This is a genomic window from Prosthecobacter gellanilyticus, from assembly GCF_007992435.1.
In the GTDB taxonomy this organism is placed as follows: Bacteria; Verrucomicrobiota; Verrucomicrobiia; order Verrucomicrobiales; family Verrucomicrobiaceae; genus Prosthecobacter; species Prosthecobacter gellanilyticus.
Map to the genome: position 1 here is coordinate 47,355 of NZ_BKAG01000030.1, position 13,768 is coordinate 61,122.

General features: G+C 52.7%; 9 protein-coding genes. 2 read left to right on the plus strand and 7 right to left on the minus strand.

Translation table 11 applies throughout. From position 1 onward, the window contains the following. The first annotated feature begins 22 nt into the window (after window positions 1-22). On the plus strand, window positions 23-2,383 hold the full coding sequence (locus BGE01nite_RS18640; RefSeq protein WP_146852420.1) for a sensor histidine kinase: 2,361 nt from the start codon (window positions 23-25) through the stop codon (window positions 2,381-2,383). Next, window positions 2,380-4,476 carry a hypothetical protein gene (locus tag BGE01nite_RS18645; protein ID WP_146852422.1) on the plus strand — a complete coding sequence of 699 codons (2,097 nt, stop codon included), beginning with the start codon at window positions 2,380-2,382 and terminating at the stop codon, window positions 4,474-4,476. Before BGE01nite_RS18640 ends, BGE01nite_RS18645 begins: the two co-directional genes overlap by 4 nt. On the opposite strand, the gene BGE01nite_RS18650 is transcribed toward BGE01nite_RS18645, so the two are convergent. The 7 genes from BGE01nite_RS18650 to BGE01nite_RS18680 all read right to left on the minus strand — a co-directional run bounded on the left by BGE01nite_RS18650 (window position 4,465) and on the right by BGE01nite_RS18680 (window position 13,551). Beyond that, on the minus strand, window positions 4,465-5,598 hold the full coding sequence (locus BGE01nite_RS18650; protein WP_170266885.1) for a cysteine desulfurase family protein: 1,134 nt from the start codon (window positions 5,596-5,598) through the stop codon (window positions 4,465-4,467). The genes BGE01nite_RS18645 and BGE01nite_RS18650 overlap by 12 nt on opposite strands. 681 nt (window positions 5,599-6,279) lie before the next feature. After that, window positions 6,280-6,912, minus strand: a complete 633-nt coding sequence (locus BGE01nite_RS18655) for an NYN domain-containing protein (RefSeq protein WP_146852426.1) — start codon at window positions 6,910-6,912, stop codon at window positions 6,280-6,282. A gap of 130 nt (window positions 6,913-7,042) precedes the next feature. Then, complete coding sequence (locus BGE01nite_RS18660) at window positions 7,043-7,894, minus strand: ParB/RepB/Spo0J family partition protein (RefSeq protein ID WP_146852428.1); 852 nt, start codon at window positions 7,892-7,894, stop codon at window positions 7,043-7,045. After that, on the minus strand, window positions 7,891-8,733 hold the full coding sequence (locus BGE01nite_RS18665; RefSeq protein ID WP_146852430.1) for a ParA family protein: 843 nt from the start codon (window positions 8,731-8,733) through the stop codon (window positions 7,891-7,893). The genes BGE01nite_RS18660 and BGE01nite_RS18665 overlap by 4 nt, the downstream gene beginning before the upstream one ends. Then, window positions 8,730-10,463, minus strand: coding sequence for a hypothetical protein (locus BGE01nite_RS18670; protein WP_146852432.1), 1,734 nt, complete (start codon window positions 10,461-10,463; stop codon window positions 8,730-8,732). Before BGE01nite_RS18670 ends, BGE01nite_RS18665 begins: the two co-directional genes overlap by 4 nt. A gap of 5 nt (window positions 10,464-10,468) precedes the next feature. Continuing rightward, the gene (locus tag BGE01nite_RS18675) at window positions 10,469-10,666 is read right to left on the minus strand and encodes a hypothetical protein (protein ID WP_146852434.1); all 198 of its coding nucleotides are present in this window, start codon (window positions 10,664-10,666) and stop codon (window positions 10,469-10,471) included. Window positions 10,667-11,145: 479 nt separating this feature from the next. Further along, entirely contained in the window at window positions 11,146-13,551 is a 2,406-nt protein-coding gene (locus BGE01nite_RS18680) for a WD40 repeat domain-containing protein (protein ID WP_146852436.1), read from the minus strand. Window positions 13,552-13,768 lie beyond the last annotated feature (217 nt).

Here is a 13,768-nt window from a genome sequence, read left to right on the forward strand (position 1 = left end):
CATATAACAAAATTTAATTTGAATGTTCAAGGTATCTGCCCGCACAATTCTTGAATTGGGATCGGAACTGATTAGCTCCGATATTATTGCGTTCTATGAGTTGATCAAAAATGGATTCGATGCAGGTTCGAAGACTGGGGTGGAAGTTGATTTTCACGTCATCATGCGGCGGAATTTATTTTTGCGACTCCGGCAGGGTGTTGAACAGGGATTATTACTTTCAACCTTGAAGGAGCGTGCTCTAGATTGTGTAAATTTGGATGCCGACGACACTCTCATTTCAGAAGCGAAAAGCTTAATATCGGGAGCGGCCACGCGGGGAAAATTTATCGCTGCCCTTGAGCACGTGCAGTCTTTAAACCGAATCGTGATCTCTGATGCCGGCGTCGGGATGTCTGCCAAACAGCTAAAGGAATGCTTTTTGGTTATCGGAACTCCGTCACGCAAGCGAGAGGTAACAAAGGCTCTGAGAGGTGGGAACTTAAAAACTCCCTTTCTCGGGGAAAAGGGAATTGGAAGGTTGTCTGCAATGCGATTGGGGCATCGCTTGAGAGTCGAGTCTTGTCTTTCAACCGAAACACATTTGAATGTCCTGGATATCAACTGGAGATTATTTGAAGACGTGGAGTTAATGCTCGATGAAATAGTGGTAACTCCAAAAGTCGGGAGCCGGAAGCCATCTCCAGGATGGTCGGGAACTCGGATCATTGTCGAAGACTTAGCTGAGGACTGGACGGCTGAGCGGGTTATGAAATTTGCTTCCGAAGAATTTGCCAAACTCACTGATCCATTTTGCGATGTGAAATCTCGTCCCAGGATTGCTCTTTCCTGGAATGGAACGCGCCAAAACATACCCTGGATGGACAGCAATCTACTGAAGCATTCGCACGCTAAGGTATCAGGTAAATATAGCCTAAAGGATGGCAAGCCAACGTTCAGCTGTACGCTGCAAGCTTTTAACTTGGGGTTTGATCACCCACAAGAAACTAAGGTAATAGACATTGCTGGAGCTGATTTGCTCAGCGTAGCTTCCGGGACTTCCCAGGGAGTTCCTGATGGAGCAATAACCACTCTTGGCCCGTTTTCCTTCGAGGCATATTGGTATAACCGCCAAAGGCTAGCAGGCATAGACTCTATTGGAGACAGGCAGGCAGTGAAGCAACTTCAGGAGAAGTGGTCTGGCATTCTTCTTTATAGAGATGGCTTCAGAGTCTTTCCATATGGGGAAGAAAATGACGATTGGCTGGAGCTGGATCGTAAGGCGCTGGGACGTCAGGGATATACTCTCAACAAATCCCAATTTGTGGGACGAGTCGAAATCTCACGAATGGGAAACCCGCACCTAGTGGACCAGACAAATCGCGAAGGCCTCCGAGAAGCCCCTGAGCAGCAGGTTTTTTTCGACCTCGTCATGCATGCCATCCGGGAGCTGTTATATTCATTTTTGCAGGAGGTCACTTACCAATATAAAGAGCATCCCTCGCCGTTAAAGGATCTTCCTGCACGAATACAGACATTGGAAGATCGCACGAATGCAGCGCTGAAAAAGCTTCGCAAAGTTGCTTCTGGAGAGCAAAAAGCGACTGTAGAGGAACTTCAGCAGTCATTTTTTGAGTTTAATGAACTAGCGAGAAAGGCACAGGAAAGAGCGGAGCACGTCGAGAAAGAGAGTCATCAAATGATCGAGATGGCAGGCGTCGGGCTTATGGTCGAAGTTGTTGCTCATGAGTTGGCTCGGACGTCTGAAAATGCATTGGAACAGATCGAGAAGCTAAGAAAGAGTTCCAATCCAGCCGACATCCGCGCTGGACTTGATACTCTGCGCGCGCAGATGAAAAGCCTATCCAAACGCATACGTGTTTTGGATCCGCTGAGTGTGTCTGGACGGCAAAGGGCGGAAGTCTTCGATCTTAACCAATTGATTCGAGATACTGTTGAAGCACATCAGTCACAATTTGCTCGTCACAAGATCCATGCTGACCTCCGACTTTCTGAAAAGGTCATTAAAGTGAAAGCTGTGAAAGGTATGATAGTCCAAGTATTGGAGAATCTTATCTCAAACTCTAAGTACTGGATGCAGGTGCGTTCGCTGCGCGAGATGGAGTTCAAGCCCAAGATCGTCATCAAAACTTCGGCGCATGTCGCTGGTTTTGAATTCAGCGACAATGGGCCAGGAATAGCACCCGAAAATCATGAGCGTGTGTTTAGTCTATTTTTCTCTCTCAAAGAGAAGGGGAAGCGTCGAGGAATGGGGTTATACATTGCACGCGAATGCGCCAGTTACCATGGCGGTTCACTGACCTTGGGTGAGGGGATTAACCCTCAAACCAAGCGGTTGCACCGCTTCATCTTTGAAATGCCAAATTCCGCCCTTGTCCCATGAGCTCACTGAACGATCTCCTAGCATCAAAGAATATTCGTTCGGCACTTGTTGTTGACGATGCCTTTGACAAAGTTCCACTCGCATCGGATTTGGCATGGATTGACAGGCAAGAGTGGGCTCAGTTTTTCGATGACCTTACGCCAGAGGATAAGCAAAAGATTGCAGATGAGTATCCCGCTTTTCACGCCCAGTCCGGTGATGAACTGGTTGGGGATGATCTATTCGTAAGCATCCTTTGGAAAATTCGAGATCAACTCTCCTTCGGCACTGCCAGTGTCCTGTTTGAGAGATATATCGCCGACAGCAACGGGGCTAACCAACAGCTCAATCAACTGATGACCCTCTTGGGGAGCTTTAGTCTCAAAGCGGACTTTAGTGGCAGAAACTTCGAGCAGGCGGCGGCATCAGTAGATCTCATTATAATCGACCTTTATCTCGGAAGCGGGCAACAAGAGAGTGATATGAGAACGTCTATCGATGGCCTCGCGAGGCTCTCTAAGAAGAGAAAGATTGCGCCTCCGCTGGTAGTGTTGATGTCCAGCAGCACTCGTCTTGAGGACAATTACGCTAAGTTTCGTGATGAGACTGGTCTGTTTGCGTCGGGCTTCCGATTCATTCGAAAGAGCGACTTGGCTGAACCTAACTCGTTAGAGAGGATATTGCATCGTCTGGCAACCTATAGAGACGAATCTCTGAAGTTATCTGCCTTTGTAGATACATGGCAGCATGCACTCAAGCGTGCTTCAGTCCGCACAACAGATCTTCTGCGCACTTTGGATCTCTCAGAGTTTGGGCAGGTTTATGATCTTTTACTCGCGGAAGAAAAAGCCTCTATAGGAAGTTTTTTTGTCGATGTTGTGGATAGAGTTCTTCAGCATGAAGTAGAAGCTGAAGATACCATTATTGATGCAGCCCAACGGTTGAATGGTGTCGACTTCACAAGTTTCCCGCCACGGTATATCGGTGCTTCTCCAGACCTTCAAAAGTTTGTGTTTGCCTCAACCTTCCAGCACCGCGCAAGATTGCGATTGAACGGCAATTCGCGTAGTAAGGTGGTGTTTGGAGATTTGTTGCTGTCGAGAGGAAAGGCAGACAAGGCGGCGGCTTTAGTCGCTCATCGACTCGAGATCCATGAGGGAAGTGTCTTCGCCGTGATGACTCCTGCGTGTTCTCTCCAGAGAGGAGAAGCGAAGCGTGTATTACTATTGGCAGGAACAATCCAGAGCCTGACCATGAAGGATTGGTATATAAAGGATAGCCCGGTTAGAACGCCAGTCATGGAATTGGCCGACGGGTCTCAGAATTGGATCAAGTGGGATCTTGAGCACGTTGAGACGATCTCACATTCTCACCTTGAAGAACTCCTTGACGATAAGGGCGTGCTATATGTAGCAGGTCGTCTTCGTGATTTATATGCGGTCGAGTTGCAGCAGAAGCTGCTAGCTCACCTCGGCCGAGTTGGGGTGTCCGCCCCGATGCCGGCAGCTTTTGAGGTAAACATCACTTTAGCATTTCCGGGAACTGACGAAAAAGTAATTTACTATTCTGCTGACGGCGCGGACAGCTTAAGGGGAATTGTTTATGTTGGTAGAAAAGGTGACGAACGTCAAAATCATCTGTCACTGACTGAGACAACTTGCCATTCCATCTGCAAGGCTCTGAGGAAGCTCATCGACGATTCTCGGCTACACCCTGAAGGACGTTCTGCTCTGGTCAAAATTTTGGAAAAGGAATACGACTTGCTTGCGATGTTTGAAAGGGGCATGCCGCTGAAAGCTGGAATGAGCCAAGAGCTGCTTCCTGTCACGTTTCCAAAGACAGATACCACTGGGTCTGGCAAAGCTATGCCTGCCTTCTACATGACTCGAGTGTCTCAAGACGGCCTAATGATGCACAAGGCCAAGTATAAAATTTCGCCGGTCATTCTAATTGTATCCGACGCGAAAGACCCTGGAACCTTAGTTGATGTTGGCGCTGAAGAGAATGAAATCGATTCTCAGCCCGCCCCTCAACAAGCTGAGGATGTCATGGCTGAGTCTGGAAGTCCGGAAGAATTGCCGCAAGACTTGAGGAACAGTGAATTAACCAAGTAAGACCGACAGTTGGCTTAGCATCTCCAGAGTTCGGCTCACCTCACATTCGGTATTGGATATCGATAAGCTGAATCTTACACTTTCGCTGGCACGATCATGTGATTTAGACATCGCCGCAATGACGTGAGACGGACTCAAGGCGCTCGCCATGCAGGCCGATCCTGATGATGCGCAAATTTCGTGGCCATCTAAGAAGGTGAGCACAATATCACTATCCAAGCCTCTGATAGCAATATTGGCTGTATTAGCGAGCCTTTGAGTTTTGTGGCCATTTATCCGTGAAAAGGGAAATTGTTTCAGCATGCCCTCCTCTAAAGTGTCACGAAGTGCTCCGACAAAAGCGGCGTATGATGGTAGGTTTGATCTAGATATAGCTGCAGCTACTCCAAAACCAACGATATGAGAAATGCTCTCTGTGCCGCCCCGTCGAGACTGCTCCTGATGTCCACCGTGAAGGAAGGGAATATACGGGGTGCTCTTTTTAATGTATAGAGCTCCTACGCCTTTGGGCGCGCCAATTTTATGTCCGGAGATTGAAATGAAATCGATGGCCATGTTGCGAATATCCATGGTGATCTTGCCCAAAGCCTGGACTCCATCGCAGTGATAAAGGACGCCCCTACTGTGACAGAGGTTGGCAATCTCCCCGACAGGAAAGAGAACTCCTGTTTCGTTATTTGCCCACATAAGAGAGACAAGTGCGGTATCAGGTCTAATCGCTGTGTCGAGATCTGTAAGTGAGATTAAACCGAATTCATCCACTGGCAGGTAGGTCACTCGAAAGCCCTGATGCTCTTCGAGAAAGCGGCAATAGCTTAAAACAGAAGAATGCTCCACCTGCGAGGTGATGATGTGCCTCTTTTTGGGCGAAGACAGGCTAGCAGAATGGATAGCCGCATTGTTGCTCTCCGTCCCACCACTGGTGAATATGATCTGCTGTGAGGACTCCGCCCCGATTAGGTCTGCGACCTCGCTTCTTGCGTTTTCAATCTTAGCTTTCAGCCGTGCGCCGAAACGATAGATGCTCGATGGGTTGCCCCATTCCTCATTCAGGTAGGGAACCATGGCCTCGCGGACCTCTGATAGAACAGGTGTAGTGGCGTTGTGGTCGAAATAGATCACATGGCAAGGTGGCGGGGGTGAGAACGCGCGCAACTAGTGGAAATTAGCTTCCCGAGGGCGCCCGTCGTCCGCGCCAGCAGGCCCTCGTAGTGAGTTCGGGACTATCCTCTCGATGCATTGGCAGGCGTAGCCGCGTGGTAGCCCCCACGTGTTTGGCGAGGGCAGTCCGGCGTTTCGCCGGCTGGCCGCGACGGCCGACTTCACGCGTTTGGTCATTGTCCGAGGGCGGTTAGCCCGGTTCCGGCATGACCTTTATCCGCAGGTCGATCAATTCCTTGTCGCTGGAGGAAAACGCGTGAAGTCGGGCGTTGAGCCCGAACACGTGGGGGCACCCGTGACAAGGCCTGGCAGCGATTCGCGGCTCAGTGAAGCCTTGAAACAGTAGTCAGTGCGGTAGCACTCGCCGCGACTTTTCGGGTGCCCCTACATACCATGTAAATAGGGGTGGAGAGAGGGGTTTTGGCACGTCGGACAATATTTTTTTTCCGACTCAAGGACACTTTTACGGCCAGAAATAAGGGTTATTGATTGTGTCCTTGAGGCGACTTCGGGCGACCGAAGTTTGTGTGTGTCTTTGAGCTGTAGGACTGTTTGTGAGAAGAAACAGGCTGCTTTGCAGCAGCCCTGGTAAAGGTCGTGGTCTTGACGACTCGATTTGTATGTGGTGTCAGAGGGAAGTGGTCACGGTTTCTGTTTTGGACGGTAGTCGCGTGGGTCAATGCAAGCGTCGTAAGTGGCACGATCAAGCTTGATCCAGTCAGTGCTGTTGATCCCACGTTTGTTCCGGCTGGCAGGGCTGAAGGGAAAGGCTGAGGCGATGTGAAGCCATTTGTGGGTTAGGCGCGAGATGTCGCGGATCTCATCGGCCACTTCCGACAAGTCCTGATCCTGGCTGACGACGCAGGCCACATCATAGCGGTCTTGCCATGCAAAGGAGATCACATCGAGGGCGAGCCGCACATCAATGCCTTTCTCCTGGCCTACCAGTATGTTTTGTGTGGCGCCATCCGGCAGCATCACACTCTGATTTCGATAGCGTAGCGGGCGATTGAATACGTGGATACCTTCCCGGCCCATCTGGGCAAGCTTGGCCGTCCAGAAATGATTCCAGAAGGGATTGTCCGCCGCGTCAGGATATCCGGTGTAGAAGCGCACCTGATGAAGCTGCCATCCCCGGCGTAGGCATACTTCTTCGGCTAGTTTCTTCACGTCGTAGTTTGGAAAGGAATACCCAAAAGCCTCTTTCGCGCCGTGGAAAAGATTCTGTCCGTCAATGAAGATGATAGCTCGCTTTGGAGCTGGCTCTGATGACATCTGGGCAAAAATAACCCCGCCCGAGTCCTTGCGGCGTGTCGGGCGGGGGGCAGATAAATGGGTGCCTCTTAGGCTGAGTCTATTATGGGGGAAGCGTCAAAAAATGTCAAGCCTTGAGGGTAGGATCAGCCTAACGAAGTGAATCGTCATCACTCACCTGTTGAGTAAGACGCCGAAGTGCCTCAAGCATGTCTCCCCTCGCCCCAGGCTCACGCTTAGCTCGAACACTGACGATGCAGCTCCCTTCACGATGACTAAGCTGGAATGAGGTGCCAGCGCGTAAACTGGTATCCCGACTGCCCTTCCCTCCTCCATGCAAAGCTCGGTGAGTATCAATGCGGGATCGGATGCTGCGGGTGCTCTCCCCTGCTGCGGCTGCGGCCACCAGCTCTTCCTGGAGCACGGTGCTGTCAACACCAGCAATTCGCTGCGCCATTTCGTAGTTGATCCCTGGCGTATTTCTCAACTCTTCCTGCATTCGTGCAGGCAATTCGAGAATACGAAGCATCGAACTCATCCACTGCTCGCTCTTCCCTATCTGCGTGGCAAGTTCGCGCTGAGTGGTGACAGCGCCCGTGTCCAAAAGGCCGCGAAGTGTTTCGGCAAGCTCAACGGCAGCGATATTTTCTCGCTGGATATTGGAGATGAGGCTTTTGAATCGGCGTGTGACTTGGTCATCCGGTTCGCGAACGAGGACTTCAAGTTCGGTGAGGCCAACGGCCTTGGCGGCACGGAAGCGGCGGTGGCCGGTCAGGATTCGATAGTGGTCTCCGTCCTGGGTGACGGTGATGGACTCGATGATGCCGTGGCGGCGCACTGACTCAATCATGTCATCCATGTTGTGGAAAGCTTTTCGTTCGTTGTCCGGGTCTTCTTGAATGCGTTCGATGCTGACAATGAAGCGGCCTCGTTTTGGCAGTCCGCCAGTGAGGCCGGACTTCACAAGATCGAGTCGGCTGACTCCTTCGGGTAGTTTGGTCATACGGTTGGGACGGTGACTGCATCATGATTTGAGGTGACGGGTGTCACTTCTGGTGATGCTGCCTCCGGTTGGGCCTGTGGCCCGTGAGTGAATAATTCCCGCACCTCTTCGACGAGGGCGGCCATGTCCTGCGCTCCTTTTGAGAATGGACGGTAGTGGAAGATGCTGCCCCCGTTCTCGTCCACCTGCGCCATCCATCCACATGAGCGTATCTCGCTGCGTGCTGATGGAATGTGGTCGTCCGCAAGCAAGGTGAGCACGCGCTTTCTTAGACCCGGCAAGCGCGTGAGGTTGCTCAGGACATGCAGCATATGGAAGTCTGCGTTTGAGCGCAACTTGACGAGCAGCTTGTAAATGCTGGCGTAACTTTTCACTGCCTTCGTGCTCTCGAACGGAACGATAAAGACATCCGCAGGAAAGATGGCGTTCTCCATGATCGGCGAGATCTGGTTCGGTGAGTCGATGACAATGAAGTCGAAACGATCCGCGATGTGCTCCTCCGCAATCAACTGTGTGAGCATGGATGGGTAGCCATCAGTTTGACTGATCTCGCGCCCAAGGTCTTCGAGACCATCGGCACTAGCGAGAAAAGACAAGTTCTCGAATCCCGTCGGCTGAATGACCTCACTGAGAGACTGCTGCCGCGTGAGCGCGGAAACGAGCGTGCCCTCGGATGTGAGACCATCCCCTGCGGCAAGCCATTGGGTGACTTGTGCCTGGGGGTCGAGATCCATCAGCAGGACTCGATGTCCGTGACGTGCGAGGCCGCTCGCGAGGTTCATGGCAATGGTGCTTTTGCCACAACCTCCCTTGGCATTGATGACTGTGATTATGTTCATGATGTTGGGTTGAATGATTGGCTGTTAAATTCCGCGTCCCACCGCCAGAACCCTGGGAGTCCGGAGAACTCGCGGAAGGCGTTGAGGCGGGCGCTGTCGGTATCAAAATGCTCCAGCACTCGACGAGACCAGGGCTTCGGATCGGCCTTGAGTTCTGCGCGATCTTCCTCCCGCTTGGCGGTGAACCGCGCATACTCTCCGGGGCTGGTTAGCCGTGTCTCCGCCTCCTGCTCCGCGAGCCAGTGGAGCCAGGCTTCGCGGTGCATTTCCTCGTGCTGTTGCCGACGCTCAGTGATGCTTGAGAGCTGCTCGTGGAGACGTTGCTTTTCTATCTGCATCAGGTAGGCATCTCCAAGCTGGCGGATAGCAAGCGTGAGTGATGGAAACGGGTTTCTTTGCTCACGTGCGAGCTGACCGAGGAAGCGGCCCCACTCCCCTGGGGTGCTTTCACCAGGGCGGGCTTTCGAGAGCCGCTGCACGAATACCTCTGCGATTTGCGCCTCTCGTGGTGAAGGGTCATTCACGGGTTCACCGTGATTCCCGCCGTAGGCTGCGTAAAAGCAGCGGGCGAACTCCCAGCCAGCGGTTCCCGAAACTTCGGGCGCCCGAAGTTTTATGGGCGCGGGCCATCTCTGTTCGATGGCTCGTAGCAGCAGCCCTGCTGGACTCCTCGCTGGTGAGCGACCCGGCAGCCAGGCCATCTGTTCTTCGATGTCCTGCCGGCTGTGCTCACGCATGAGCTTGGTGGCTGTCTTGCCACTGAATCCGGTGGCAACGAGTTTTAGATGAAGGTCGGAGTCAGCCGCTGCATGGCTGTTTCCAGTTTCATTTCCTAGTTTCGTTTTAATGTTGGTTCGCTTTTCTGACTGATCAACTGGTTCGGAAATCTGACTGATGCTGGTTTGTTTTTCTGACCGTTCAGGGGCTAGTTCGTTTTTCTGACTGATCAGATTATCGAACCAGCGAATGGCATACACTGCACGGCGTCTCTCGCTGGCTTCGTAGCTGAACACGCCCGTCTCCATCCTCAAAATGTAGTTCTTCTCGATGGCTGTGCGCACGGCCTTCGCGAGATCGGCGCGGCTTCCAAACCGTGCATAGTTTTCGATCTGGTGGTAGGAGAGCGCCACCTGTTGCCGCCGTCTTCCGTGTTTGGTTTGAAAGCCGATGCTGTGCCGGATTACCGAGCCTACCACCTTGATGACTGAGAGGGGCTCCTGAGGGACGATGACATCAAAGAACTCGTTCGGAATGTCCGTGCGGTTGCCTTCGCCTTCAAAGAAGCCACGGAACTCTTCGCTGCGCGTCGTGTAGGGAAGCGACGACCAGCAAAGTTGATAGCAGGATGACTGTCCGGCATCGTGGGCAAGCTTGGGACGGCCGACGGCCACGCATTCGATCAGATGGGATGAGAGGGCTGCGTCCAACGCTGGCCGAATCATGTCCCGGCTGACGCCAGCCTTCTTTTCCAGCTCGGAATATGTCACCTCGATCTGAGTTTCCTGGGGATTCCCGTTGGCATCACACCAGCCTAGAGTTTTGCGAATCAGATAGGCCACGATGCGCACCACTCCCCGCGAGAAGTTCGGAATGACGACGTCAAAGAATTGGTTCGGAGTATATGTGGTGTTTGACGTCGGAGCCTTGAAGCCTAGAAACGGTGAAACAGACTGCTCAGAAGAATTGGCTGGCCGTAGAATCATCTTCTCTCCATCCATCGTTGTCGGCATGGCGGTTAGCGTTGGATCACCGTCTCCTGCCGCTTCGCCTCGACCTTTGCTTTTTGTTCGGCCAGCCACTTTCCATACCAGCGCATAACGGAGTTCACAATAAAGCTCCGGCTTCGTTGCTCATCCCGCGCAAGACTGTCGATAAACTCCAACACATCGCTTTCAAAAGTCACCCCCGCTGTTGTCCTCTTAATCTTTTGCATGCTCCAATCATACCATGAAGCTGACAGCGGCTGTCAGGTTGGGTGTGGATAGTGCGGTCACAATACTTCGGGCGCCCGAAGTTTTTCTCCGCAGCCGTGATCCCGCGTGGCGCAGGAGTGGAAGACTGGAGCCTCGTGGCAAGGTGGGGAGGAGTCCAGTCTTCCACTCATGGGGGACGCGGCCAAAGGCGGGCCTCGACTGGTCTGCCATTCGGGCGAGGCACGAGCGCGATGACTGACGGGCTGAGGCGGGGAGAGTCCTAGCGCGTGGGTTAGCATGACCGGGAGGCTTGCCGACGAAGGAGGGCGGTAAGCCGGTCATGCAAACCGGGGCGCGAAATTATGGGGGGAACGAGCTGGCTCGGAGAGCGTGCGAGCTGCGGCAGGATTGACAGTAAGGGGCGTTGCGGGGAAACCTCCCCGCTAGAAGGGGTAGCTGCGCACGAAGTAGCAGCGAGGGGAAGGCTTTCCCCAACATGCTATTCGACGCGTTGAAAGACCATGCCTGTCTGATTCTCGACCATACCTCCAGGGACAAATTGGAACTCGAAAGTCCTACCAACTAAAGACCTGGCATTTTTGGCACAAACGCCTGTTAAAAGTCCATCTCCGAAATCGCGATCCCACCCTTGCACGCCAATGCGAAATGTTGCGTTATTTCTGTCTACTTGACCCCCGTTAGTGGCTTCATAAATGGCGCGGCAGGTGCGCAGCACTTTTCCATCAGCTGACAATTCTCTATATGTGCGATGCCACATCAAGCCGTTTGCAAAGCTGATCTGGTCAGTGAACTCAATCTGAGGTAGATCCCGAGGACGGGCTACCATAACAAAACATGGTCTTGGAACAGTAATAGTCCCGGCCTTTGACGCCTGTCCCTTCGCGGGTGCAACTGGCGGAGGTTTGGGAGCCGACTCCTTGCTATCCGTCACGTCATAGACCTTGGCCTTTTGTGACGTGATGTAGATCCTTGCACCCTCAGCTCTCAAATTCATCATAAGATCAGCGCGGCCTTTGTGCCACTCGCCAGCGGCATTCTCGTTATAAAACGTGATCGTATATGTCGCGCTCCAGACACCGGCACTTTCGGAAACATTGATGGTATCGACCACCTGTTCCTGGCCTTTAGGCCACTTCTGTCGTTGTGCTGTTTCCTCGGCCTCAATGGCTGTAACTGGAATGCGCCCTTTGTTGAGAAAGTCCACCGTGGCATCGTAGTCAGCTATCATGCCTGCAACGTCTCCGCGTGAAGCCTTCGCATGGTGTTCCGATAAAAAGTGCTTAACATCGTTGTCACTCAAGGTTGTGACTGGCGGTGCAGATGGAGAGATTGGAAGAGGTAAACTCGGGATGGGTAAACTCGGGATGGGTGAGCCTAAGATGGGCAAAGTTGGACGGGCCAACATGGGTTCCAATATAGTCGGGGTGGCCGTTACGCGGGGTTTCTCCACATACTTTGTCACCACCATTGAAGTTGGCTCCTGCGCCAAGCTAAGGAGGTGAGGGTCTTCGAGCTCAGGCAGCGTTTCCGGAGGCGAGGACGACAAAAAGCGAAAATGTGCCCACCAATTTTGAATGCCAGGAGCCTTCCACTCGGACATCTTACCTTCCTTCCAGGTATGCAAGGTCACGGCCACATCGTCGGGCCTGATTTTGCCGTCGAACGTTGACACAATGAATGTGGCTTTGCGCCCCTGCCATTCATGCAACCGGGCAACAGCATGCACATTCTTGTAATTAGCTCCGACAACCTCATGGTTGAGCGGGTTTATCATCGGGGGACAGATGAACAGGCATAGTTCCTTTGACTCTCCTCGGCTCATCAAACCATCGCTCTCGAGTTGTTCGAATGGGCGCGGCATTTCTACCTCCAAGACTACATCCGGACGGGATACCTTTTTCATATAAGTCACGAGAATCTCGTCACCACGCAAGCGGATGATCTTTGATCCATCCGATGAGCAAAAAATGCGGTCACCCTCATTGGCGGAGATAGCAGAGATGCCAAAGGCCAAAGGGAGTTGCGGATGCTCATACGTGCAGATTGTAAGCCCCGACAGTTCCCAGGGAGACTCGGGATTACGCCTGGGCGGTGGCACGGCTGAAGTGATCAATGTCTTTAACCCAAGTTTCCAGCTGTTCTGATGAGGCCAATCATAGACAGGCCCATTCTTCCACTGCTGTTGCAGATTGCTCTCGAGTTTTGTGTAGTGTGGAGACTCAACAAATGGATGGAACAATAGGGTGTCGAGATCGAAAGCGAGACTAGCCTCATCGTCCGGAAAGAATGCTAGTTCGTCCTTTTGCCACCAATAAAGCTCTCCGCCTGGCACGTCCCGCCCGGGTGGTCGCGGAAGTTCTGTGGAAGTTTGCGCGGCGATGCCCAGTATCCATATCCGGCGAGAACCTCCGCCGCCGATCGTGCATGCTATGGACTTCTGATCAGGTGACCAAGCTAGGGTTCCATTGGGGAAATCAGGCACTTTGATTGACGAAATTTGGACAAAGCGATGCAGATCATAGACGGCAACTACACTCCCTGCGCTTTCTGAAGCTCCAAAGGCGATGAGCGTGTTGTCCGGCGACATCGCCACTGGACAGGAACCCTGGATGCCGGTGATCGTCTTGACGGCTTCAGCTTGAAGTTCACCCACCTTAGCGGAGACAATATCCGCAGGCGGTTCATATAAAAACACAGGCGGTTTGGGAAGAATCGGAGCAGGATCTACCACACGCGCTTTGACCAGCAGGCCAAATGGCGACGCCAAGCCCACTGTCGCAATGATGGCGATAATGAATCGAACGCCTTTTACTAATCTACTAGTCGGAGGCGGAGCCGGCGCCTGGCGCTGGGTTTGCTTTGCGCCTGAAATATGGAAACCCATCAACCCTCCAACAAAGCCACATAGGACGCTAGGCAGCAACGCTGCCAAACAGACCCCGAGAACTAACCACGCCTCCAACTTCCAAGCATGGTCTGTTGACGCAGTTGAGGCGGCCATCGCCTTCAGCACATGTAAAAAAGTCAGAGATGCTCCTCCTACCAGGGCGCAAAACACTCCGGCGGACATCCCCAGCCTACCCCACCTGGATGGGGTGAGC

Bases quoted from the DNA above. Each gene is read 5' to 3' on its own strand.
- BGE01nite_RS18660 (WP_146852428.1), bottom strand. From the start codon at position 7,894: ATGACCAAACTACCCGAAGGAGTCAGCCGACTCGATCTTGTGAAGTCC.
- BGE01nite_RS18655 (WP_146852426.1), bottom strand. From the start codon at position 6,912: ATGTCATCAGAGCCAGCTCCAAAGCGAGCTATCATCTTCATTGACGGA.
- BGE01nite_RS18645 (WP_146852422.1), top strand. From the start codon at position 2,380: ATGAGCTCACTGAACGATCTCCTAGCATCAAAGAATATTCGTTCGGCA.
- BGE01nite_RS18680 (WP_146852436.1), bottom strand. From the start codon at position 13,551: ATGGGTTTCCATATTTCAGGCGCAAAGCAAACCCAGCGCCAGGCGCCG.
- BGE01nite_RS18640 (WP_146852420.1), top strand. From the start codon at position 23: ATGTTCAAGGTATCTGCCCGCACAATTCTTGAATTGGGATCGGAACTG.
- BGE01nite_RS18675 (WP_146852434.1), bottom strand. From the start codon at position 10,666: ATGCAAAAGATTAAGAGGACAACAGCGGGGGTGACTTTTGAAAGCGAT.
- BGE01nite_RS18665 (WP_146852430.1), bottom strand. From the start codon at position 8,733: ATGAACATAATCACAGTCATCAATGCCAAGGGAGGTTGTGGCAAAAGC.
- BGE01nite_RS18670 (WP_146852432.1), bottom strand. From the start codon at position 10,463: ATGCCGACAACGATGGATGGAGAGAAGATGATTCTACGGCCAGCCAAT.